Annotated in this window: 22 protein-coding genes; 16 read left to right on the top strand and 6 right to left on the bottom strand. The window is 63.8% G+C overall.

Annotated elements, in window-relative coordinates:
• Positions 1 to 6 precede the first annotated feature (6 nt).
• The 4 genes from P8T11_RS27185 to P8T11_RS27200 all read left to right on the top strand — a co-directional run bounded on the left by P8T11_RS27185 (position 7) and on the right by P8T11_RS27200 (position 3812).
• The gene (locus P8T11_RS27185; RefSeq protein ID WP_268082493.1) at positions 7 to 288 is read left to right on the top strand and encodes a DUF3649 domain-containing protein; all 282 of its coding nucleotides are present in this window, start codon (positions 7 to 9) and stop codon (positions 286 to 288) included.
• Positions 285 to 1991, top strand: a complete 1707-nt coding sequence (locus tag P8T11_RS27190; RefSeq protein ID WP_268079188.1) for a PepSY-associated TM helix domain-containing protein — start codon at positions 285 to 287, stop codon at positions 1989 to 1991. The genes P8T11_RS27185 and P8T11_RS27190 overlap by 4 nt, the downstream gene beginning before the upstream one ends.
• Positions 1988 to 2311 (top strand): DUF3325 domain-containing protein, encoded by a 324-nt coding sequence (locus P8T11_RS27195; RefSeq protein WP_268079187.1) that lies wholly within the window; start codon positions 1988 to 1990, stop codon positions 2309 to 2311. Before P8T11_RS27190 ends, P8T11_RS27195 begins: the two co-directional genes overlap by 4 nt.
• Positions 2312 to 2459: 148 nt before the next feature.
• Positions 2460 to 3812 (top strand): tryptophan--tRNA ligase, encoded by a 1353-nt coding sequence (locus tag P8T11_RS27200; protein WP_268079186.1) that lies wholly within the window; start codon positions 2460 to 2462, stop codon positions 3810 to 3812.
• 86 nt (positions 3813 to 3898) lie between these two features.
• On the opposite strand, the gene P8T11_RS27205 is transcribed toward P8T11_RS27200, so the two are convergent.
• The gene (locus P8T11_RS27205) at positions 3899 to 4405 is read right to left on the bottom strand and encodes a hypothetical protein (RefSeq protein ID WP_268079185.1); all 507 of its coding nucleotides are present in this window, start codon (positions 4403 to 4405) and stop codon (positions 3899 to 3901) included.
• A gap of 317 nt (positions 4406 to 4722) precedes the next feature.
• Positions 4723 to 7101 (bottom strand): RNA-binding transcriptional accessory protein Tex, encoded by a 2379-nt coding sequence (gene tex / locus P8T11_RS27210; RefSeq protein WP_268079184.1) that lies wholly within the window; start codon positions 7099 to 7101, stop codon positions 4723 to 4725.
• Between the two features lie 214 nt (positions 7102 to 7315).
• Here tex and P8T11_RS27215 point away from each other — a divergent pair, with 214 nt between their 5' ends.
• Positions 7316 to 9466 (top strand): ATP-dependent DNA helicase, encoded by a 2151-nt coding sequence (locus tag P8T11_RS27215; RefSeq protein ID WP_268079182.1) that lies wholly within the window; start codon positions 7316 to 7318, stop codon positions 9464 to 9466.
• A 118-nt stretch (positions 9467 to 9584) separates the two neighbouring features.
• Here P8T11_RS27215 and P8T11_RS27220 read toward each other — a convergent pair whose 3' ends face one another.
• The gene (locus tag P8T11_RS27220) at positions 9585 to 10373 is read right to left on the bottom strand and encodes an outer membrane protein assembly factor BamD (protein WP_268082492.1); all 789 of its coding nucleotides are present in this window, start codon (positions 10371 to 10373) and stop codon (positions 9585 to 9587) included.
• Positions 10374 to 10480: 107 nt separating this feature from the next.
• On the opposite strand from P8T11_RS27220, the gene P8T11_RS27225 reads away from it, so the two are divergent.
• The 10 genes from P8T11_RS27225 to P8T11_RS27270 all read left to right on the top strand — a co-directional run bounded on the left by P8T11_RS27225 (position 10481) and on the right by P8T11_RS27270 (position 19895).
• Positions 10481 to 11488: an RluA family pseudouridine synthase gene (locus P8T11_RS27225; protein WP_268079181.1), complete on the top strand. Its 1008-nt coding sequence runs from the start codon at positions 10481 to 10483 to the stop codon at positions 11486 to 11488.
• On the top strand, positions 11476 to 12240 hold the full coding sequence (gene pgeF / locus P8T11_RS27230; protein WP_268079179.1) for a peptidoglycan editing factor PgeF: 765 nt from the start codon (positions 11476 to 11478) through the stop codon (positions 12238 to 12240). Before P8T11_RS27225 ends, pgeF begins: the two co-directional genes overlap by 13 nt.
• 123 nt (positions 12241 to 12363) lie before the next feature.
• On the top strand, positions 12364 to 13998 hold the full coding sequence (locus P8T11_RS27235) for a PHA/PHB synthase family protein (RefSeq protein WP_268079178.1): 1635 nt from the start codon (positions 12364 to 12366) through the stop codon (positions 13996 to 13998).
• A 78-nt stretch (positions 13999 to 14076) separates the two neighbouring features.
• A complete protein-coding gene (gene phbB, locus P8T11_RS27240) occupies positions 14077 to 14814 on the top strand; it encodes an acetoacetyl-CoA reductase (RefSeq protein ID WP_050447831.1) in 738 nt (245 codons plus the stop codon).
• 119 nt (positions 14815 to 14933) lie between these two features.
• Positions 14934 to 15503 carry a polyhydroxyalkanoate synthesis repressor PhaR gene (gene phaR / locus P8T11_RS27245; protein ID WP_268079177.1) on the top strand — a complete coding sequence of 190 codons (570 nt, stop codon included), beginning with the start codon at positions 14934 to 14936 and terminating at the stop codon, positions 15501 to 15503.
• 235 nt (positions 15504 to 15738) lie between these two features.
• A complete protein-coding gene (locus tag P8T11_RS27250) occupies positions 15739 to 16275 on the top strand; it encodes an iron transporter (RefSeq protein WP_268079176.1) in 537 nt (178 codons plus the stop codon).
• Positions 16276 to 16277: 2 nt separating this feature from the next.
• Entirely contained in the window at positions 16278 to 16631 is a 354-nt protein-coding gene (locus P8T11_RS27255; protein ID WP_050447918.1) for a cupredoxin domain-containing protein, read from the top strand.
• Positions 16632 to 16644: 13 nt separating this feature from the next.
• On the top strand, positions 16645 to 17496 hold the full coding sequence (locus tag P8T11_RS27260; protein WP_268079175.1) for an FTR1 family iron permease: 852 nt from the start codon (positions 16645 to 16647) through the stop codon (positions 17494 to 17496).
• 41 nt (positions 17497 to 17537) lie between these two features.
• Positions 17538 to 18935, top strand: a complete 1398-nt coding sequence (locus tag P8T11_RS27265; RefSeq protein ID WP_268079174.1) for a 4Fe-4S binding protein — start codon at positions 17538 to 17540, stop codon at positions 18933 to 18935.
• An 87-nt stretch (positions 18936 to 19022) separates the two neighbouring features.
• Positions 19023 to 19895, top strand: a complete 873-nt coding sequence (locus tag P8T11_RS27270; RefSeq protein WP_268079173.1) for a PhzF family phenazine biosynthesis protein — start codon at positions 19023 to 19025, stop codon at positions 19893 to 19895.
• Between the two features lie 114 nt (positions 19896 to 20009).
• Here P8T11_RS27270 and P8T11_RS27275 read toward each other — a convergent pair whose 3' ends face one another.
• The 3 genes from P8T11_RS27275 to P8T11_RS27285 all read right to left on the bottom strand — a co-directional run bounded on the left by P8T11_RS27275 (position 20010) and on the right by P8T11_RS27285 (position 20850).
• Complete coding sequence (locus tag P8T11_RS27275; protein ID WP_268079172.1) at positions 20010 to 20345, bottom strand: BON domain-containing protein; 336 nt, start codon at positions 20343 to 20345, stop codon at positions 20010 to 20012.
• A 95-nt stretch (positions 20346 to 20440) separates the two neighbouring features.
• Positions 20441 to 20605: a DUF1328 domain-containing protein gene (locus P8T11_RS27280; RefSeq protein WP_083447431.1), complete on the bottom strand. Its 165-nt coding sequence runs from the start codon at positions 20603 to 20605 to the stop codon at positions 20441 to 20443.
• Between the two features lie 44 nt (positions 20606 to 20649).
• Complete coding sequence (locus P8T11_RS27285; protein WP_050447836.1) at positions 20650 to 20850, bottom strand: CsbD family protein; 201 nt, start codon at positions 20848 to 20850, stop codon at positions 20650 to 20652.
• Between the two features lie 382 nt (positions 20851 to 21232).
• Between P8T11_RS27285 and P8T11_RS27290 the strand changes: the two genes are divergently transcribed.
• Complete coding sequence (locus tag P8T11_RS27290; RefSeq protein ID WP_259251789.1) at positions 21233 to 21361, top strand: hypothetical protein; 129 nt, start codon at positions 21233 to 21235, stop codon at positions 21359 to 21361.
• Positions 21362 to 21479: the final 118 nt, after the last annotated feature.

Here is a 21479-nt window from a genome sequence, read left to right on the forward strand (position 1 = left end):
GCAGGCATGATGCGCTATCGCATGGCCGTATTTTCCAGGGCGCTTGCCGCCATTCTGGGCGGCTATGCCCTGGCCTCGGCGGCTGCGGCCTGCCTGGCGGTCTGGCTGCCCATGGGGCGGGCAGACGCCGTCACCACGGCCCAGATGCTGTCCTTCGTGGTCTACGCCTGCGGCGTGATCTGGGTGTTCGCCACGCGCAACGCCTGGCGCGCCTGGGCCGGCATACTGGTGCCGACCTTGCTGCTGGGCGGCTTGTTCCTGGCCGGTCGCTCGATGGGGGTGGCATGAAGGCAGGAAAGGTCAAAGCGCAGGGCGAAGAAGGCCTGCGTCAATCAATGTCCTGGTTGCATACCTGGGCCGGGTTGATATTCGGCTGGGTGTTGTTCGCGATGTTCTTGACCGGCTCGCTGGCGTTTTTCCGGCCCGAGATCACACACTGGATGCAGCCCGAGATCCAGGTGAAGTCGGCGCCCGCCGTGCAGTCGGTCGAGGTGGCGCAGCGCTACCTGGCCGAGCATGCGCCGGACGCCAAGCGCTGGTTCATCACGCCGCCGTCGAACCGCGAGCCGTTGATCCTGCTGCTGTATCAAGTGCCCAAGCCCAAGCCGGGCGAGCGCGGGTTCGTGCGCGTGAAGCTGGACCCCGCCAACGGGCAGGCGGTGACGGGCCGCGAAACGCGCGGTGGCGAATTCTTCTACCGCTTTCATTTCGAACTGGAAACCGCGTTCCCGTGGGGGCGCTGGCTGGCCAGCATCGCGGGCATGTTCATGCTGGTGGCGATCATCAGCGGCATCATCACGCACAAGAAGATATTTACTGATTTCTTTACCTTTCGCCCTAAAAAGGGCGGGCAACGCGCGTGGATGGACGGCCACAATGTGCTGTCGGTCCTGGGGCTGCCGTTTCACTTGATGATCACCTTCAGCGGCCTGGTGCTGTTCATGGTGATGCTGATGCCGGCGGGCATCAAGGCCGTCTATGAAACCCCGCGGCAATACACGGACGAGGTCTTCAAGTCATTCAAGGTGACGCCGCCGCTGAACCAGCCCGCGCCACTGATACAGATCGCGCCGCTGGTCGAGCAGGCGCAACAGGAATGGCACGGGCGCGTGGGCCGCATCACGGTCAACAACCCCGGTGATGCCGGCGCCACCGTGACCCTGACGCGCGCCGCCGCCGATGGGGTGTCGTTTGGTTTGCTGGCGCCCTGGAAGCGTTTTGACGGTGTAACGGGTCAACTGCTTGAAGGGCAGGACACGCTAGGCGCGACCGCAAGAACCGCCGGCACCATCACTGGCTTGCACCTGGGCCTATTCGCCGAGCCGCTGTTGCGCTGGTTCTATTTCCTGGTCAGCCTGGCGGGCACCGGCATGGTGGGTACGGGGCTGGTGTTGTGGATTGCCAAGCGGCGTCAGAAGGCGCGTCCGCAAGATGCGCGCGAAGCGTTTTCGCTGCGGCTGGTTGATGGTTTAAACGCCGGCACCATCGCGGGCGTGGTGTTTGGCGTGGCCGCGTTTTTCCTGGCCAACCGGCTGTTGCCCGTGGATCTGCCCGGGCGCCAGTTCTGGGAGTCGCGCGCGTTCTTCTCGGCCTGGGCCTTGTCGCTGGTCTACGCCTTTCTTTTCCAGCATCGCAAGTGGCAAGACCTGCTGGCCATCGCCGCCGCCGCGCTGGCCTTGGTGCCGGTGGTCAACGCACTGACCACGTCGCGACACTTGGGGGTGTCTTTGCCCGAAGGGGATTGGGTCATGGCCGGTTTCGACCTGAGCTGCCTGGCCAGCGCCTTGTTGTTCGCCTGGATGTCGCGCAAGGCGGCTCGGGCTCGCCGCTTACCGGCAAAGGCGCCAGCCAAGGCTGCGGCCCAGGCATCTGCCAAGGCGCCGGCCAAGGCTGCGGGCACGCCGCGCAGCCCATCGCCCGTCGCCGCGACGTCTGCGGCCCAGTCTGCTCCCAACGCCGCCGTTTACGAACCGCGAGGTGATACGCCATGACGCTTGCCGCTTTTTGCCTTGCCTACGCGGGCTTTTCCGCCTTGTGCCTGGGCATGGATCGTCACTACGAAGACCTGTTCGACCGAGCCCTGCCGCGCCGCCATCGCGTGCCATTGCGGGTGTTCGGCTGGATCGCCTTGGCCCTGTCGCTCTATGCGTCCGCGACGGTGTGGGGTTGGAGCTACGGCACGGTGGAATGGATCGGCATTCTCAGCATTGCCGGCCTGCTGCTGATCTGGTTCCTGACGTTCCGGCCGCGCGCGGCGTTGACGGCGGGCGGGGTTTGCGCGTTGGCCGCTCCGTTGTTGGCGGTCTGGTAAGCCAGCCGATCTTCGGGCCGAACCCCGCCATCTCGAGCCGTGGCGGACGTTCGCGGCTTGACCGGCACCGCTGCGCTGAACCGCCGGGGCCGTCGTGGCGCCGGCACGTTACACTGCTCGTTTCCCCTCGCATACGCCTCTTCGTCCCATGAATACCCGCGTCCTTACCGGCATTACCACCACTGGCACCCCCCACCTTGGCAACTACGCCGGAGCCATCCGGCCAGCGGTAGAGGCCAGTACGCAGCCGGGTGTGGACGCATTCTTCTTCCTGGCCGACTACCACGCGCTGATCAAGTGCGACGACCCGGCCCGCGTGGCGCGTTCCCGTCTTGAAATCGCCGCGACCTGGCTGGCGGTGGGCCTGGACCACGAACGGGTAACGTTCTACCGCCAATCCGACATTCCGGAAATTCCCGAGCTGTGCTGGTTGCTGACCTGCGTCACCGCCAAGGGCATGATGAACCGCGCGCACGCCTACAAGGCGTCCGTGGACCAGAACGTGGCCAAGGGCGTGGATCCGGATGACGGCGTCACGATGGGCTTGTTCTCGTATCCCGTGCTGATGGCGGCGGACATCCTGATGTTCAACGCGAACCGCGTGCCGGTCGGCCGCGACCAGATCCAGCACCTGGAGATGGCCCGCGACATCGCCCAACGCTTCAATCATCTGTACGGACGCGACTATTTCACGCTGCCTGAAGTGGCCATCGAAGAAGACGTTGCTACCTTGCCGGGCCTGGATGGCCGCAAGATGTCCAAGAGCTACAACAACACCATCCCGCTGTTCGAAGGCGGCGCCAAGGCGTTGCGCGCGTCGGTGATGCGTATCGTGACCGATTCACGCGCGCCCGGCGAAGCCAAGGACGCCGAAAGCTCGCACCTGTACACGTTGTACCGCGCGTTCGCCACGCAGGCGGAATCGGCGGTGTTTCGCAAGCAGTTGGAAGATGGCATGGGCTGGGGCGACGCCAAGCAGGCGCTTTACGAGCACCTGGAAGAACGCTTGGCGCCGATGCGCGAAAAGTACGTGGACCTGATCGCCAACCCGGGCCGTATTGAAGACATCCTGCAAGCGGGTGCGGACAAGGCGCGCAAGCAGGCGCTGCCGTTGATGCAGGAATTGCGCGTGGCGGTCGGCTTGCGCAATCTGAACGCCGGCGCCGTGTCGGGCAAGCCGCAAGGCAAGAAAGACAAGGAAAAGGGCGCGCGTTTCGTCAGCTTCCGCGATGACACGGGCGGCTTCCGCTTCCGCCTGTTGGCTGCCGACGGTGAAGAATTGCTGCTGTCGCAGCGTTTCGCCGACCCCAAGCAAGCGGGCCTCTTGATGCGCCGCCTGCAATCGGAATCGGCCGATCAGGTACTGCAAGTGGCGGGTGAGGGCTATACGGCCGTCATTGACGGCGTGACGGTTGCCGAAGCGCCCGAGGGTGTGCAGGGCGATGCCGAAGCGCGCCTGACGCGCGTGCGCGAAGCGCTGGCGTCGTTGGCGCAAGAGTAGGCGCTTGCTGGATGGCGGCGCATTGCGTTGCCATCCATGATGCTGCGCCCGCTGCTACTCCCGCCGCAGCCGCTTTCCGTAAAGGCTCAGGCCGACCGCGCGCCCGCCACGATGCGGCCGTCGCGCACCTGGAAACGCTGCGCGCTGCCTTGGCCTGCGATCTCAAGCAGGTCGCCTTCCGAATAGCCGGTTACGTTGGGGCAGTCCAGCCATTCCGGGTTGATGAAGGGAAAGTACTTCAGTGTGCCGCTGCCTTGGCTGGCGAAATCAAAAGTCGTGTTGGCGACCACTTCGGGGTCCCACTGGCTGGCGTCAAAGGTCAGCGCGCAGCCCGCGCCGATGCGGTACACGATGCTGGCGCCCATGCTGGCAAAGCCCAGCGCGCCCACTTGGAGCTGGGCGCCATTGCGCAATTCAATCACCCGGGTGCCCAGGCGTTCCAGCGTGATGTGCTTGAAGGCGACTTCGACGCCGTCAACGATCAGATGCGCGTATTGGCCAAGCGTGACTTCGGCGTAGGTGCCGCTATGGCCAGCTTCTTTTTCGGTAATGGTTGCCGCTTCATTGGCGGCAAGCGTAATGGTAGTGCGCATGACGAATGGCTCTCCGGGGGCTCTACGGGATGGGGGCGCTTTTTCTTTTGCTTCTTGCCTGATAGACGGTTCGCGCCGCGGTTCGCCTGATCATGGATGCTTGTGTCTGCCGTGTTCCCCAATGCCACCGGCTTTTATTATTCGGACACAATTCGATATTTTCCCTTATTTTTCGAATTGTTGATTGAGCGCGCGCAAGAAAATGGGCCAATCTACGGGAAAGTCCTAGGGCAAAGCCGGCAATGAATAAACCCGGGACCCAATGAAAAAGCCAGGGCCGTTGGGCCCTGACTTTGTGGTCAACAGACGCGGGAAGATCAGCGCTTGAGCTTGGCGAAGGCGTCCGCCATGGCGCTGTTCATGCCGCTGGCGCCACCAGCCGCGTTGCCACGGCCGCCGTCGCCTTGAGCGCGGCGGGGGCGGTCACCGCCCTTGGGGGCGTCGCCACTGCGGCGCGCGGGGGCCGCGGTGTCGTTCAGCCGCATGGTCAGCGCAACGCGCTTGCGGGCGGCATCCACTTCCAGGACCTTCACGCTGACCGTCTGGCCTACGCGCACGACGTCGCGCGGGTCCTTCACGAATTTTTCGGCCAGCGCCGAAATGTGGACCAGGCCGTCCTGATGCACGCCTATGTCGACGAACGCGCCGAAATTGGCCACGTTGGTCACCACGCCTTCCAGCACCATGCCCGGGTACAGGTCGTTCAGGGTTTCAACGCCTTCCTTGAACTGGGCCGTCTTGAACTCAGGGCGCGGGTCGCGGCCGGGCTTTTCCAGTTCGGCAAAGATGTCGCGCACGGTGGGCAAGCCAAAGCGCTCGTCCGTGAAGTCAGACGGCGATACGCCTTTCAGGGCGTCGCGCTGGCCGATGATCTGTTTGACCTCGGCCTTGATCTTCGCCACGATGCGTTCGACCACGGGATAGGCTTCCGGGTGCACCGACGAGGCGTCCAGCGGGTTGTCCCCGTTGGGAATGCGCAAAAAGCCCGCGGCCTGTTCAAAGGCCTTTTCACCAAAGCGCGGCACCTTGCGCAGGATGTCTCGTGTGGGGAACGCGCCGTTTTCATCGCGCCAGGACACGATGTTCTTGGCCAACAGCGAGTTCAAGCCGGAGACCCGGGCCAGCAATGCGGCCGATGCGGTGTTCACGTCCACGCCCACGGCGTTCACGCAATCTTCGACCACGGCATCCAGCGAACGGGCCAGCTCGCGCTGGTTGACGTCGTGCTGGTATTGGCCCACGCCAATGGCCTTGGGATCGATCTTGACGAGTTCCGCCAGCGGATCCTGCAGCCGGCGCGCGATGGACACGGCGCCGCGCAGCGTCACGTCCAGGTCGGGGAATTCCAGCGCGGCGGTTTCCGACGCGGAATAGACGGATGCGCCGGCCTCGGACACCACCACGCGGGTGACTTTCAGGTCGGGGAAGCGTTCCATCATGTCACCCACCAGCTTTTCGCTTTCACGCGAGGCGGTGCCGTTGCCGATGGCGATCAGATCGACCTTGTGACGCGCGACAAGCGCGGCCAGCGTGTTGATCGTGCCGTCGCGATCGCGGCGCGGTTCAAACGGATAGACGGTGGTGGTATCGACAACCTTGCCGGTCTGGTCGATGACGGCGATCTTGCAGCCCGTGCGTATGCCGGGGTCCAGCCCCAACACGGCCTTGGGGCCGGCGGGAGCCGCCAGCAGCAGGTCTTTCAGGTTGGCGGCGAACACGCGGATGGCTTCGGCTTCACCGCTTTCACGCAGGCGGCCAATCAGCTCGCTTTCGAATGCCGTCAGCAGCTTCACGCGCCAGGTCCAGCGGCAGACTTCACCCAGCCAGCGCGCGCGCGGCGTGGCGTCCAGCGCGAACAGGCCATTGCCCAGTTTCAGGAAATTGGCGATGCGCGCCACGCAGGGGTGCGGCACCTGCGCTTCAAGCTCGGCTTCCAGCCCCAGGCGCAGTTCCAGCACGCCTTGCTGACGGCCGCGCAGCAGCGCCAGGATGCGATGCGAAGGCAGCGTGCGCAAGGGTTCGTTGAAGTCGAACCAGTCGCGGAAGTTGGCGCCTTCGGTTTCTTTGCCGTCGATCATCTTGGAATAGATCAGGCCGGTGGACCACAGGTGCTCGCGCATGTCGGCCAGCAGATCCGCGTTTTCCGCGTAGCGCTCTGCCAGGATGTCGCGCGCGCCGTCCAGCGCCGCCTTGGCGTCGTTGATGGACGCTTCGGGGTTCAGGTACTGCGCGGCCAGCGCGGCGGGGTCGCAGGCCGTGTCGGCCAGGATGGCGTCGGCCAAGGGCTCAAGGCCGGCCTCGCGGGCAATCTGGGCGCGCGTGCGGCGCTTGGGCTTGTACGGCGCGTACAAGTCTTCCAGGCGCTGCTTGGTGTCGGCGGCGGCAATTTCCTGCTGCAGCTCGGGCGTCAGCTTGCCCTGCTGCGAGATGGATTCAAGAATGGAGCCACGGCGCTCTTCGAGCTCGCGCAAATAGCCCAGGCGCACCTCAAGGTTGCGCAGCACGGTATCGTCCAGGCCGCCGGTGGCTTCCTTGCGATAACGTGAAATAAAGGGCACGGTGGCGCCGTCATCCAGCAGTTCCACCGCGGCAGCGATTTGGGAGACGCGCGCGCCAAGTTCGGTGGCAAGCTGCGCGACGATGCGGGCGTTGTCGACGCCGGCGGCGACGTTCGTGATAGCGGAAGTTTCAGACATCTCTATACGACGGCAAAAAGGAAAAACAAGGGGCGGATTGTGCCATAAGCCGCTGTTACGGAACGTGCCAGGGTGGATGGATCCGTCCCTCGTCCGCACGGAAAGCGAGCCTGGCAAAGGGTATCATTTGGTCCTTTCCCACATCAGTGTCTGGCGCCCGAACCGTAACCGGTACCGGTTCACCATAGACTCCGACCGACACTAGGCTGCCGTAATGCTGGACCTGGATATTTCCGAATTTTTTGATGAAGACGGGCCCTTGGCGACAGCCATGCCCGGCTACAAGCCACGCCCGTCGCAGGTGGAACTGTCGCAAGCCATTGGCGACGCCATCCAGGACCGCGCCACGCTCGTGGCCGAAGCGGGCACCGGCATTGGCAAGACCTGGGCGTATCTGGTGCCTGCCTTCATCCAGGGCGGCAAGGTACTGATTTCCACCGGCACGCGCACGCTGCAAGACCAGTTGTTCGCGCGCGATCTGCCGCGTGTGCGCGCCGCGCTGGCCGCGCCCGTTACCGCCGCCTTGCTCAAGGGGCGCGGCAACTACGTCTGCCACTATCACCTTGAACGCTTGCAGGGCGACGAACGCGCCTTGAAGTCGCGCACCGAAATCCAGCAGTTGCGCCAGATCCAGGTGTTCGCGGGCATTACCAAAACGGGTGACCGCAGCGATCTTGCCCAGGTGCCTGAAGACGCTGACATCTGGCAGCGCGTGACGTCCACGCGCGAAAACTGCCTGGGCCAGGAATGCCCGCGCATCCGCGATTGCTTTGTGGTCAAGGCGCGCCGCCAGGCGCAAGAGGCCGACGTGGTGGTCGTGAACCACGCGCTCTTCATGGCCGATCTGGTGCTGCGCGAAGAGGGCGTGACCGACCTGCTTCCCGAAGCCGACACCGTCATCTTTGACGAAGCCCATCAACTGCCCGACACCGCCACCCGTTTCCTGGGCAACAGCGTGTCCACGCATCAACTCATGGACTTCGGCCGCGCACTGGAAGTGGCCGGGCTGGCGTATGCGCGCGAGGCCGCCAAATGGAGCGACGTCAGCCGCCATCTTGAGACCGCCGCGCGCGAATTGCGCCTGGCCTGTGCGCCGCTGGACCGCATGCCCGGCCGCAAGGCCACGTTCGAGGCCATCCCCAACCCCGAAGAATTCGACGAGGCGTTGGCCACCTTGCGCGAGGCCGTGGACAGCGCCACCAAGGCGCTGGGCGCGGTGGCTGAAAAGCACCCCGACCTGATGGCGGCCGCGCGCAGCGGCGCCGAGATCTCGGTGCGGCTCAAGCGCTGGGCAACACCCGGGCGCGCAGGAACCGGCTTCGAGGACGAAGGCTGGGGCCGCGATGACCAGGCGCCAGAGCCCGCGCCTTATTCCGTTTCCGAACCCACGTCCCAACCCGCGCCCGACCATGCACCTCAGGCCGCGTTGGCCGATGGCCCGTCGACGCCCGCCGCCATCCTGGAAGGCGTGGCCGCGGCCGCCGAACAATGGACGGGGCCGGCCGTGCGCTGGGTCGAACACGGCCAGCACCATGTGCGCCTGCATTCCGCGCCGCTGTCCGTGGCGCAAGCGTTCTCCAAGTACCGCAAGCCCGGTCAAGCCTGGATCATGACCTCGGCCACGCTGTCGGTGAACGGCGAGTTCACGCACTTCACCAGCCAGTTGGGCCTGGAGCGCGCGCGCACGGGCAAGTGGGAATCGCCCTTCAACTATCCCGAGCAGGCACTGCTGTTCGTGCCGCGCGGCATGCCCGAGCCGCAATCGCCGCAGTTCCTGGACCGCTTCGTCGACACGCTGATGCCGCTGCTGGAAGCCAGCCCTGGCGGCACGCTGGTGCTGTGCACGACGCTGCGCGCCGTGGAGAAAGTGGCCACCTTGCTGGCCGATGCTTTTGATGACGCCGGCCATGACTGGCCACTCCTGAAACAAGGCGAGGGCACGCGCCGCGATCTGCTGGACCGCTTCTGCAAGCTGAAGCACCCGGTGCTGGTGGGTAGCGCCAGTTTCTGGGAAGGCATTGACCTGCCGGGCGACGTGCTGACCTTGGTGGCCATCGACAAGCTGCCGTTCGCGCCGCCCGACGACCCGGTCATCGAAGCGCGCCTGCGTGCGTGCCGCGCCCAGGGCGGCAACCCGTTTTCGGAATACCAATTGCCGGAAGCCGCCATTTCGCTCAAGCAGGGCGCGGGCCGCCTGATCCGCACCGAATCAGATTGGGGCGTGCTGATGGTGGGCGACGCCCGCCTGGTCGAAAAGCCCTACGGCAAGCGCCTGTGGCGCGGCCTGCCGCCGTTTGCCCGCACGCGCGAACTGGAAGAGGTGTTGGCCTTCTACCAGCGCAAGCAGAGCGGCGCGGACGCCTAGCGCGGCGGCTCCCATGCCCCACGCGCAAAAAGAAAAGCCCCTTGGATGTTCTCCAAGGGGCTGTTCGTTTCCCATGCGCTAAAGCCGACTGATCGGTCAACCAATCAGTCAAACTCAATCAGTCAAACGGGTTCCACCAATTGCGGTCAGCCTTCAGGCCCTGGGTCTTGAATGTGCTATCGGGAAAGTTCTTGTCGTAGACACGTTCGGCGTCGTTCTTCAGGTCGGTCATGCCCAGCTTGTCATAGGACTCAACCATCAGATAAAGCGCCTCTTCGGTGGCGGGGGCGCCCTCGAAGTCGGTGATGACGGTTTGCGCGCGGTTGGCGGCGGCCACGTACGCGCCCCGCTCGTAGTAGTAGCGGGCGACGTGCACTTCGTTCATGGCGATGGTGTTGACCAGCCAGGCGATGCGCTTCTCGGCGTCGACCGAATACTTGCTTTCCGGGTAGCGCTTGATCAGCTCGTTGAAGGCGTCGTAGGACGCGCGCAGGCCCTTGGGATCACGTTCGGCGGGATCCTGGCCCGTGATGTTGGACATGAACGCGCTGGCGGGCGTGAAGTTGATCAGGCCTTTCAGGTAGAGCGCGTAGTCGGTGCCGGGGTGGTTGGGGTAGAGCTGCTGGAAGCGGTCGATGGCAGCCAGGGCCTGTTCGTTTTCGCCATCTTTCCAGTTGACGTAGGCCAGCTCAAGCAGGGCTTGCTGGGCGTACACGCCGAAGGGGTAGCGGCTTTCGATGGCGGTCAGGCGTTCGCGTGCTTCCTTCCAGCCTCCGGAGGACATTTCCGCCTTGGCGTCGGCGTAGAGCTGTTCGGCGCTCCAGTTGGTGGTCTTGTCATATTTGGTGTTGGTCGAGCCGCAACCGGCGATGACCAATACGGCAAATAGCGCGATAACCACGCGCAAAACCGGCCCGCTTCGGGATGCGGGGTTCAAGGGAGCTGCGGGGTGGTGAATCACGAGAATCGTATCCTTGGTGTTAGCATGGCAGGCTGATTATATGATTTGTCTCCATGTCTGATACAGCCGCCGGCACAGATCTCGTTTCCGACGACGAATTCCCGGGCCTTCCTGATGAAAACCCCGCCGAAACTCGCGGCGAACCGCAACTTGTAACGGTACCTTCCAGTACCCGCGCCGACCGGCTTGACAAGGTGCTGGCGGGCTTGTTGCCTGACCATTCCCGCAGCCGCCTGCAAGGCTGGATTGAATCCGGCAATGTGCACGTCAACGGCGCGCCCGGCAAGATTCGCCAGACAGTGGGCCCGGGCGACGAGCTCCTGGTCTGGGCCCAGCCCGCTCCCGATGCGCGCGCCTTCACTCCCGAACCCGTTGAATTCACCGTCGTGGACGAAAGCCCCGACTGGATCGTGGTCAACAAGCCCGCGGGCCTGGTCACGCACCCCGGCGCCGGCAACTGGAGCGGCACGCTGCTCAATGGCCTGCTGTATCGCTACCCGGAATTGGCGGCGGTAGCGCGGGCGGGCATCGTTCACCGGCTGGACAAGGACACCTCCGGACTCATGGTGGTGGCCCGCAATGAAAAGGCCCAGACGCATCTGGTGCGCCAATTGCAGGCGCGCAGCATGGGCCGCGAATACGTGGCCCTGGCGCATGGCTGGGTGGCGGCGGCCGGCAAGGTCGACCGCGCCATCGGCCGAGACGCCCGCGTGCCCATCCGCATGAGCGTTGAGCGCCCGGTCGCGCCCAAACCCGCCATTACCAATTACGCACCCGCCCGTCGCGGGCAAGTCGACCCGGGCGGCCGCGTCACCGAAGTAGTTTGCCGACTGGAAACCGGCCGCACCCACCAGATCCGCGTCCACATGGCCAGCCTGGGGCACCCGCTGCTGGCCGACACCATCTACGGCGGCAAGAACATTGCCGGGGCAACGCGCCAGATGCTGCACGCCCGCGCCCTGCATTTCGACGATCCGGGCGGCAACGGCGAGGTGCAGTTTGCCGCCGACGTTCCCGACGACATGACACAGGTTCAGGAGACGATTGCATGGACCGCGTGATAGCCAGCCTGCCCGTCGTGACCGGCCCGACGTGGCCCGGCGTAACGTATTTCTGCACGACCCGAGCCGGTGGCGTGGGCGTGGCGCCGCACGACACCCTGAACCTGGGGCTGCGCGCGGGCGACGACCCCGACACCGTGACCGAGAACCGGCGCCGGGTACGCGCCGCCGTGCCGGCCGATCCGCTCTGGCTGCGCCAGGTGCACGGCAGCGAAGTCGTGGATGCCGATTCCCCCGACCTGCCCGACGAACCGGCGCTGGACGCCAGCGTGACCTCGCAGCCGGGCCGAGTGCTGGCCATCATGGTGGCCGACTGCCTGCCCGTCGTTATCGCCGATGCGGACGGCAAGGTGCTGGGCGCGGCGCATGCCGGTTGGCGAGGCCTGGCGGGTGGCGTGCTGGAACATACGCTGGCGGCCATGCGCGCCAAGGCGCCCACGGCGACCGGCTGGCGCGCCTGGGTCGGCCCCGGCATCGGCCCGCAGGCCTTTGAAGTCGGGCAGGACGTGCTGGACGCCTTCACGGCGGATGACCCCGCCACCGCGCGCTATTTCTCGCCACGGCCGGGCCTGCCTGGCAAGTGGCTGGCCGACCTCGCCGGTCTGGCGGATTTCCGCCTGCGCCGCGCCGGGGTACAAGAGGTGTCCTTGAGCGGCATGTGTACGGTATCGCAAGGGCAGCGCTTCTTTTCGTACCGCCGCGACACCGAAACCGGACGCATGGCGTTGCTGGCCTGGCTCGACCCGGTTTGATCTGACGCAAGGCTTTCGCGGAAGGTTTGAATGCCTGCCGCGAAACTCCTTGTATACCCGCATTGACAGTGATGGACCCGGAATGCAACATCAATTGAGCAGTGTCGATAACAAGGTGTGGAAGTGAACGCCAATCTCTCCGCAGGTCCCATTCCGGTGAGCGTGGCACCGGAAATCCTGGCCGACATTCAGGCCGAATTCTCTCGCGAATGGCAGCGCCTTTGTGACGACGCCCGGCGCGGCGCGCTCGTGCCCCCGGCCGACCGCCGCTTTGCCGGCGATGCCTGGGCCGCCAACAATTCCCATCTGCTTCTTGCGCATACCTACCTGCTGTCGGCGCGCGCCATGCAACGCATGGTCGACGCGGCCCAGGTCAGCGAACCCATGCGCAATCGGCTTCGGTTTTCCATCATGCAATGGGTCGACGCGCTGTCGCCGTCAAACTTCCTGGCCTTGAATCCCGACGCCCAGCAATCCATTGTGGAAAGCGCCGGCCGGGCCCTGAATGAAGGCTTGTCCAACCTGCTGGGCGACGTCAAGAAAGGCCGCATCACCCAAACCGACGAATCCCAGTTCGAAATCGGCCGCAACGTGGCGGTGACGCCCGGCGCAGTGGTGTTCGAGAACAAGCTGTTCCAACTGATCCAATACGCGCCCTCGACGGCCACGGTGCATGAGCGCCCGCTGGTGATCGTGCCGCCGAACATCAACAAGTTCTACATCCTGGATCTGCAGCCCGAGAATTCCTTCGTGCGCTACGCGGTTGAGCAGGGCCAAACGGTGTTCCTGATTTCCTGGCGCAACCCGGTGGCGGGCGATGCCGACGACGTGGACCGCGCCACCTGGACCGATTACCTGGACGACGCCGTGCTGCAAGCGCTGCGCGTGGCCAGCGACATCACCAAGCAGCCCAAGGTCAACGCGCTGGGCTTCTGCGTGGGCGGCACGATGCTGGCCTCGGCGCTGGCGCTGGCCGAGGCGCGTGGCGAACACCCGGTGGCCTCGCTGACCTTGCTGACCTCGCTGCTGGACTTCCACGACACCGGCATCCTGAACGTCTTTGTCGATGAAGCCCATGCGCTGCTGCGCGACCATCAGCTTGGCAACGGCGGGCTGATGCCTGGCCGCGACCTGGCCACCACGTTCTCGTTCCTGCGGCCCAATGAGCTGGTCTGGAACTACGTGGTCGGCAACTACCTGAAAGGCCAGAAGCCGCCGCCGTTCGATCTGCTGTTCTGGAATGGCGACAGCACCAATCTGCCGGGCCCGTTCTTCTCCTGGTATTTCCGCAATACCTATCTGGAAAACAACCTGAAAGTGCCGGGCCGCGCGCAAGCGGCCGGCATGCCGCTGGACCTGACGCGCCTGACCATGCCTGCCTATATATTCGGCTCGCGTGAAGACCACATCGTGCCGTGGGTGTCGGCCTATGCCTCCACGCAGTTGCTGCGCGGGACCCAGCGTTTCGTGCTGGGGGCGTCGGGTCACATCGCGGGCGTGGTGAATCCGCCCGCCAAGAAGCGCCGCAGCTACTGGGTGGCCGACAAACTGGGCCAGAAGGGCCATGACATGCCGGGTGATCCGAATACCTGGTTCGCGCAAGCCACGGAGCAGGCCGGCAGTTGGTGGCCGGACTGGACGGCCTGGCTGGCGGACCACGCGGGCAAGCAGGTCAAGGCACGTACAAAATTAGGCAATGCCAAGCACCAGCCGATCGAGCCGGCGCCTGGCAGGTATGTAAAGGTGCGGGCAGCCTGAAATCGCAACACGCGGTTTGCCCGGGACCAAGAAGAAAGTTAATCAACGAGGCGTCCGTCGCACACAGGAGGAAGTCCAATGAGCGGAAAACTGGCTTACGTAACAGGCGGGATGGGCGGTATCGGCACCTCTATTTGCCAGCGCTTGGCCAAGGATGGCTTTCGCGTCGTGGCAGGTTGTGGCCCCAGCCGCAACTACCAGCAATGGCTGGATGAGCAAGCTGCGCAGGGCTACACGTTCCACGCATCGGTGGGCAACGTATCGGACTGGGAATCCACGGTGAAGGCCTTCGAGAAGGTCACGGCCGAACTCGGTGGCGTCGACGTGCTGGTCAATAACGCGGGCATCACCCGCGATGGCCTGTTCCGCAAAATGAGCGCTGACGACTGGCGCGCGGTGATCGACACCAACCTGAACAGCCTGTTCAACGTGACCAAGCAGGTCATCGAGGGCATGGTCGAACGGCAGTGGGGGCGTATCATCAACATCAGCTCGGTGAACGGGCAGAAGGGCCAGTTCGGCCAAACCAACTATTCCACGGCGAAGGCGGGCATTCACGGCTTCACCATGGCGTTGGCGCAGGAAGTGGCCAGCAAGGGCGTGACCGTCAACACGATTTCGCCCGGCTATATCGGCACGGACATGGTCCGCGCCATCCGTCCCGAAGTGCTTGAAAAGATCGTGGCCACCATTCCGGTGCGCCGGCTGGGCACGCCCGAGGAAATCGCGTCGATGACGTCGTGGTTGGCGTCGGACGAATCCGGTTTTTCCACCGGAGCGGACTTCTCGCTCAACGGCGGCCTGCACATGGGCTGATGACGGTCAGCGGGCCGCCCCGGCGGCCCAAGGCGCTGGAAGGTCTCGGGGAGAGGGCCTTCCAGCATTACACTCCACCTTATTCGAAGTCTTAGAGATCGCCCGATCCGGGGACACACATGACGCAAGCACAAACCGGCGCCAGCCTGCGCCTGATTAAAAAATACCCCAACCGTCGCCTATACGACACCCGGACCAGCACCTACATCACTCTGGCAGATGTCAAGCAACTGGTCCTGGCCAACGAAGAATTCCAGGTGATCGACGCCAAAAGCGGTGAAGACCTGACGCGCAGCATCCTGCTGCAGATCATCCTGGAAGAAGAAAGTGGCGGCATGCCCATGTTCTCGTCGAACATGCTGTCGCAGATCATCCGTTTCTACGGACATGCCATGCAGGGCATCATGGGTTCTTACCTTGAGAAGAACATCCAGGCCTTCATGGAAATCCAGACGCGCATGGCAGAACAGTCCAAAGGCCTGTACGGCAGCCAGTTCGGACCGGAAGCCTGGACGCAGTTCATGAACGTGCAAACGCCCATGCTGCAAAACATGATGAACAACTACATCGACCAGAGCAAAAACCTGTTCGTGCAGATGCAAGACCAGATGCAGGACCAGACGCGCGCGATGTTCTCGACGTTTCCGTTCACGCCTGGCAGCACGCCGCCGGGCCAGGGTCGCAAGTAATTCGTCGCCGCGGGCGAGGGCGCATTCGTTGCCCATGAGCCCGCCAGCAGCCGGTATGGCACTCGCCTTGCCGGCTTTTTTGTGGCCGCTTTTTCCTTTGAGCAAACGCAATGAACTGACGCATTTCGGGCCTTTCGGTTCAGGGTGATGTCAGTTTTTTTCGTTACATTAATGCAAACGGTTCTTGTTTATGTTTCGTGAACCGCCATTCATTTGTGTCTCAAGGATTACCCACATGATCAAGAAAGCCTTGGCGCTGGCCATCGTCGCCCTGAGCGTGTCCGCCGCGAATGCGGCCGAATACCCCATCGGCAAGCCGGCAGAAAAGGGCGGCATGGAAATTGGCGCGGTGTACCTGCAGCCGATCGAAATGGACCCGCCCGGGATGATGCGTCCCGCCAAGGATTCGGACGTCCACCTTGAGGCCGACATCCACGCCACGGCCGGCAACAAGACCGGCTTTCCCGAAGGCGAGTGGGTGCCGTACTTGGTCGTGAATTTTGAGATCCAGAAGGTCGGCAGCCAGAACGTGCAGAAGGGCACCTTCATGCCCATGGTGGCCAATGACGGCCCGCACTATGGCGACAACGTCAAGCTGGAAGGCCCGGGCAAGTACAAGCTGAAGTACACGGTCCTGCCGCCGTCCGAAAACAAGATGGCCCACTTCGGCCGCCACATCGACAAGGAAACCGGCGTGGGTCCGTGGTTCGAGCCCTTTGAGCTGGATTACGAATTCGTCTACGCCGGCACCGGCAAGAAGGGCGGATATTGATCGTGCGCCGCCTGCATCGCCTGATTGCCGCCGGTTTGATCGGCCTGGCCAGCCTGGCTGGCATGGCGCCCGCGCAGGCGGCCGAACTGCCGACATTCACGCTCAGGTTCAAGCCGGACGGCACGTTCGAGCCGGCAACCCTGGAAGTGCCTGCCGGCCGTTTCAAGATTGAACTCATCAACGAAAGCAACGAGCCGGTGGAATTCGAGAGCATCCCGTTGCGCAAGGAAAAAGTGCTGGGCCCGGGGGTGAAGTCCTTTGTGGTCATCACCATTTCCCGCCCCGGCGAATATCCCTTCTTTGATGACTTTCACCAAGCAGTGAAAGGCACCCTGGTCGTCAAGCCCAAGGAATAAGCGGTAGCTACACATGGAACAGGTTCTTTTTATCGTCTGGCGTGAAAGCGTCGAAGCGTTGCTGGTGGTGGGTATCTTGTATACCTGGCTGCGCGCCACGCCCGAAGGCAAGCGCGGGCTGAACTACCTGTGGGGCGGCGTCGCGGCAGGCCTGGCGCTGGCCGTGGCCTTGGCGCTGGTGCTGCTGGGCGTGTCGTCCTGGCTCAGCGACGAAGGCCAGGAATGGTTCCAGGCCATCATGTCGCTGGCGGCGTGCGCGCTGGTCGTGCAGATGGTCGTGTGGATGAAGAAGCATGGCCGCACCTTGAAAAGCGAACTGGAAAGCGGCGCGCGCAGTTCGGTCGCCAACGACAACTGGTGGGGCCTGTTCGTGCTGGTGGCCATTGCCGTGGCGCGCGAAGGCAGCGAGACGGTGGTGTTCCTGTACGGCACCGTGTCGGCGGGCGAAGGCGGCAGCGACATGCTGATGCTGGCCCTGGCCGGTGTGGCCGGCTTTGCGGTGGCCTTGCTGACGTTCTGGCTGCTGCAACTGGGCGGCAAGCTGATTACGTGGCGCCGCTTCTTCCGCGTGACCGAAATTCTATTGCTGCTGCTGGCGGGTTCCCTGCTGGTTGGCGGCCTGGACCACCTGATCTCGCTAGACGTCCTGCCGACGATCATCGACCCCGTGTGGGACAGCTCGTGGCTGTTGGACGACAGCAGCGGCGTGGGCAAGGTGCTGGCCGATTTCGCGGGCTACCGGGCCTACCCGGCGTTGACCTCGGTCTTGCTGTGGGTGGCGTACTGGCTCGTGGTCTGGGCGCTGCTGCGCTGGGTGGGTGACAAGCCCGCCCGGGTGCCAGCCCCAGCCCGCAATGCATCCTGATTCCGACGTGATGCCGGACTGAACAATGTGAAGGTTTGACCATGGCTGCTGTACTCGGGAGGGTGACCTCCCGGATCGCCGATTTTCTTCGTGACCATGCCCCGCTGTTGCGCAAGCTGCAGTGGGGCATTGTTGCGTTGTACGCGTTCCTGTTGATCGTGCCCGCGATCATGCCCTTGCCCGACAACGCGGCATCGGTGTTCAACAACCTGACCGTCGTCGCGCAGTTCGCGTTCTGGGGCGTGTGGTGGCCGTTCGTGTTGATCTCGATGCCGATTCTGGGCCGCGCCTGGTGCGGCTGGCTGTGCCCCGAAGGCATGCTGACCGAATGGGCCAGTGAGCGCGGGCAGGGGCGCGCCATTCCGAAATGGATGCGCTGGGGCGGCTGGCCTTTCGTGGCCTTCGCGCTGACGACGGTCTACGGCCAGTTGGTCAGCGTCTATCAATATCCGCTGGCCGTGCTGGTCGTGCTGGGCGGGTCCACGGTGGCGGCGATGATCGTCGGGTGGCGCTATGGCCGCAGCAAGCGCGTGTGGTGCAAGTACCTGTGCCCGGTCAACGGCGTGTTCAATCTGCTGGCCAAGCTGGCGCCCTGGCACTTCAAGGTCGATGAAGAAAAGTGGCGCCATCCGGTCATCCGGATCGAACCCATCAACTGTGCGCCGCTGGTGCCCCTGCGCCACATGAAGGGCGCGGGCGACTGCCACATGTGCGGCCGCTGCAGCGGCTACCGTGGCGCCATTGAACTGACGCCGCGTTCGCCCGAAGAAGAAATCGTGCATGTCGCGGACGGCGACGCCTGGCAGACGGCCTTGCTGTGCTTTGGCCTGATGGGCATCGCCATCGGCGCGTTTCTCTGGAGCGCCAGCCCCTGGTACGTGACCGCCAAGCAATGGGCCGCGACCTGGCTGGTCGAGCGCGACATCATGTGGCCGTTGATGGACAACGCGCCCTGGTTCATCTTGACGCACTACCCCGACGTGAACGACAGCTTCTCGTGGCTGGACGGCGCGGGCATCCTGATGTTTGTCGTGGGCGCGACCATCGTGGTGGGCGGCGCGAGCTTCCTGTCGTTGTGGATCGCGGACCGGCTTGCGCCCGCGGCGGCCGTGGCCGGTGCGCCTGCTTCGCGCTGGATTCGTCCGGGCGTGCACAAGCTGGCGCAGGCGCTGATTCCTTCGGCGGGCATCGGCGTGTTTCTTGGCCTGTCCGCCACCACGATCAACCTGCTCAAGCACGAAGGGGTGCAAGCCGCTTGGGCTGGGCCGGTGCGCTTCACGCTCTTGACGCTGGCCGTGCTATGGACTCTGCGCCTGTTTGCCCGCCTGCTCAAGCCGCGTGCGGTCAGTGGCGTGCGCAAGCTGGCCGCGTGGATCGTGCTGGCGGCGGGCCTGGCGCCGTTCTGCCTGGCATGGGTGTTTTTCTTTGCAATCTGGTAAGCACTGCTTGATGGCTGGCAACGCGGCGCTGCGATAAAGTGGAACGCCTTGCCGGCCCGCCGGCGCTTTGATCCTACACGCCAGTCCATGACTTCCTACGCCTTTCGCCTGCTTAACGTATTTGCATCAACCACCTTCAGCGGCAACCAGCTTTGCGTGTTCGAAGACGCGCGCGGCATGGACGACGCGACGATGCTGAACCTGGCGGCGCAGTTCAATCTTTCCGAAACCACCTTCATCCTGCCGTCCGATAACGCCGATGCGCGCGTGCGTATTTTCACGCCTGGCTACGAAATGAAGTTCGCGGGCCATCCCACCATCGGCACCTCGCAAGTGGTGCGCGACCTTCGGCAAACGGGCGATGCCCTGACGCTGGAATTTGCCGCGGGCATCGTGCCGGTGCAAGCACAAGGCGACGCGTGGACATTCACCGCGCCATGCCCCGGCGGCGTACAAACGGCGACGCCCGAACTGGACCGCGCCGATATCGCGGCGCTGGTTGGGCTCACCACGGATGAGCTCGCGGCCGACCCGATCTGGGTGGATACCGGCGCGGACCAGTTGCTGGTGCCGCTGGCCAGCGTGGATGCGGTACGCCGGGCGGTGCCGGATGCCTCCAAGCTTGGCCGCTGGCAAGCCAGCAGCCTGGGCCGCAAGACGCTGTACGTGTTTGCGTTTGATGAAGGCAATGTGCGCGATGCTCGCCAGGTGGTGGTGGCGCGCTATTTCTTCGCGAAGGCGGGCGGGGGTGTCGACGAAGATGCCGGCACGGGCTCGGCCTGCGCCAACCTGGGCGGTTGGCTGCTACACCAACAACGAACCTTGCCGGTCAGCATCCTGGTTGAGCAGGGCGACCAGATGGGCAGGCCGTGCCGCCTGCTGCTGGACGTACTGGCCGATGGCCGCATCCAGGTGGGGGGCCGCGCATTGGAAATCGGTCGGGGCACCATCAGTATCTGACGGCGCGCCGGCTGCACCGATACGTCCAAAAAAACGGCGCCTGTGTCAGACACAGGCGCCGTGCTCTCTCTAGGCCTCGGTATGGAACGGGGCCGTCCTGCTACATGCTCTGGCTTACTTGTTCTTGGTCGCGTCGACCTTGATGTTGTTCTTCACTTGCTTCACACCTTCAATGCCACGGGTAACCTTGGCAGCGTGATCGGCTTCAGCCGCCGTGCCCACCGTGCCGGTCAGCGTCGCCACGCCGTTGTTGGTTTCCACGGCGATATCCAGGGCGCTCAATTGCTTGTCGGCAACATAGGCGGCCTTGATCTTGGTGGTGATTGTGGCGTCGGAGGCGTATTCGCCCACCGATTGTTCGGGCTTGCCGTCATTCGCAGCAAAAGCCATGGAAGTGAAGACAGCGCCAGTTCCCAGTGCGGCGGCGGCGATCAGCTTGCGAAATTCCATAGTCGTGCTCCTTGTCTGTAGGGTCTGCCGCGACGGATGGCGGCGCGACAGACCATCAACTTTTTGTGTAGGGGTATGCGTTCTATCGACGTGTTCTATTTCTTTTTCAAGGCGCCGCTCAAGATGGACAAGAGCGCCAGCACCAGGAATACGAAGAACAGGATCTTGGCGATACCCGCGGCCCCGGCGGCAATACCGCCAAAGCCGAGAACCGCCGCGATGATCGCGATAACGAAGAAAACTACGGCGTAATGCAACATGTCAGCTTCTCCAGTGGTTTCGACCGATCAAGGCGGGGCGGGATTCAGGGATTGCGGTCGAAGAAATCCCGAACTTCCTTTTGCGCTTCTTCCTTGGTCTTGCCGTAGCGCTCTTGGATCAGACCGGCCAGGCGTTCGGCATTGCCTTCCGTGCGGGTCAATTCGTCGTCGGTGAGTTCACCCCAGGCCGCTTTGGCCTTGCCAGTCATTTGCTTCCACTTGCCGGCGATGATGTCGTTATTCATGGTGACCTCTCTTCTTCTCTGCGTGCGACACAAGGCTCATGGCCTATAAGTCTTGCAGTCGCGGTTGACTAGGACACTGATCAGTTAGCCCCTACCGTACGAGCCGGCCGGGGGCTGTCAAACCCCGCTGTCGGCAAATGTAACAGCGGAAAGCTGGGTTCCTGACGCGCTTGTCGACGGAAAAATGAGCAGGGCGGTCATAGAGCAGGAGTTACATTCCGGCAATGTCTTGTCCCCTTTTGAACGGGCCTCGTAACGGAAGATGCGGGGTTTTTCGAGACGCGCGGCACTGGTTGGCTTGAGGGTGGGCCGGTATAGTCGTGACGGAACACTCAGTGGTTCAACACTTCATGCTTCATCAACGAAAAAGGAAGGGGTACGCATGACGCAACGACTTTGCAGCGCGATTTTGCTGACGCTGGCCGCCATGGCGGCAGTGGGCTGCACGCACGTGACGGATCGGTACCAGGCCACGGCGCCCACGCAGGCGGTGGCCACGCCCAGCACCTGATCGCGGTGGCCAAGGCCGTGGGCGGTGCTTGGTATGGCCATGGGCCGTATGCCAGTGGCCGTATGGCTGCCTGGCCAGGCAATGCAAACGGGGCGCCTGAGCGCCCCGTTTGCGTGTG

This window comes from Achromobacter spanius (assembly GCF_029637605.1).
In the GTDB taxonomy this organism is placed as follows: domain Bacteria; phylum Pseudomonadota; class Gammaproteobacteria; order Burkholderiales; family Burkholderiaceae_B; genus Achromobacter; species Achromobacter spanius_E.

Excerpts from the sequence above, each read along its gene's own strand:
- phbB (WP_050447831.1), top strand. The coding sequence starts at position 14,077 with ATGAGCGGAAAACTGGCTTACGTAACAGGCGGGATGGGCGGTATCGGC.
- P8T11_RS27260 (WP_268079175.1), top strand. The coding sequence starts at position 16,645 with ATGGAACAGGTTCTTTTTATCGTCTGGCGTGAAAGCGTCGAAGCGTTG.
- P8T11_RS27250 (WP_268079176.1), top strand. The coding sequence starts at position 15,739 with ATGATCAAGAAAGCCTTGGCGCTGGCCATCGTCGCCCTGAGCGTGTCC.
- P8T11_RS27285 (WP_050447836.1), bottom strand. The coding sequence starts at position 20,850 with ATGAATAACGACATCATCGCCGGCAAGTGGAAGCAAATGACTGGCAAG.
- P8T11_RS27190 (WP_268079188.1), top strand. The coding sequence starts at position 285 with ATGAAGGCAGGAAAGGTCAAAGCGCAGGGCGAAGAAGGCCTGCGTCAA.
- P8T11_RS27280 (WP_083447431.1), bottom strand. The coding sequence starts at position 20,605 with ATGTTGCATTACGCCGTAGTTTTCTTCGTTATCGCGATCATCGCGGCG.
- P8T11_RS27205 (WP_268079185.1), bottom strand. The coding sequence starts at position 4,405 with ATGCGCACTACCATTACGCTTGCCGCCAATGAAGCGGCAACCATTACC.
- pgeF (WP_268079179.1), top strand. The coding sequence starts at position 11,476 with ATGGACCGCGTGATAGCCAGCCTGCCCGTCGTGACCGGCCCGACGTGG.
- P8T11_RS27270 (WP_268079173.1), top strand. The coding sequence starts at position 19,023 with ATGACTTCCTACGCCTTTCGCCTGCTTAACGTATTTGCATCAACCACC.
- P8T11_RS27200 (WP_268079186.1), top strand. The coding sequence starts at position 2,460 with ATGAATACCCGCGTCCTTACCGGCATTACCACCACTGGCACCCCCCAC.
- P8T11_RS27275 (WP_268079172.1), bottom strand. The coding sequence starts at position 20,345 with ATGGAATTTCGCAAGCTGATCGCCGCCGCCGCACTGGGAACTGGCGCT.
- P8T11_RS27215 (WP_268079182.1), top strand. The coding sequence starts at position 7,316 with ATGCTGGACCTGGATATTTCCGAATTTTTTGATGAAGACGGGCCCTTG.
- P8T11_RS27225 (WP_268079181.1), top strand. The coding sequence starts at position 10,481 with ATGTCTGATACAGCCGCCGGCACAGATCTCGTTTCCGACGACGAATTC.
- P8T11_RS27265 (WP_268079174.1), top strand. The coding sequence starts at position 17,538 with ATGGCTGCTGTACTCGGGAGGGTGACCTCCCGGATCGCCGATTTTCTT.
- P8T11_RS27290 (WP_259251789.1), top strand. The coding sequence starts at position 21,233 with ATGACGCAACGACTTTGCAGCGCGATTTTGCTGACGCTGGCCGCCATG.
- P8T11_RS27195 (WP_268079187.1), top strand. The coding sequence starts at position 1,988 with ATGACGCTTGCCGCTTTTTGCCTTGCCTACGCGGGCTTTTCCGCCTTG.
- P8T11_RS27185 (WP_268082493.1), top strand. The coding sequence starts at position 7 with ATGATGCGCTATCGCATGGCCGTATTTTCCAGGGCGCTTGCCGCCATT.
- tex (WP_268079184.1), bottom strand. The coding sequence starts at position 7,101 with ATGTCTGAAACTTCCGCTATCACGAACGTCGCCGCCGGCGTCGACAAC.
- phaR (WP_268079177.1), top strand. The coding sequence starts at position 14,934 with ATGACGCAAGCACAAACCGGCGCCAGCCTGCGCCTGATTAAAAAATAC.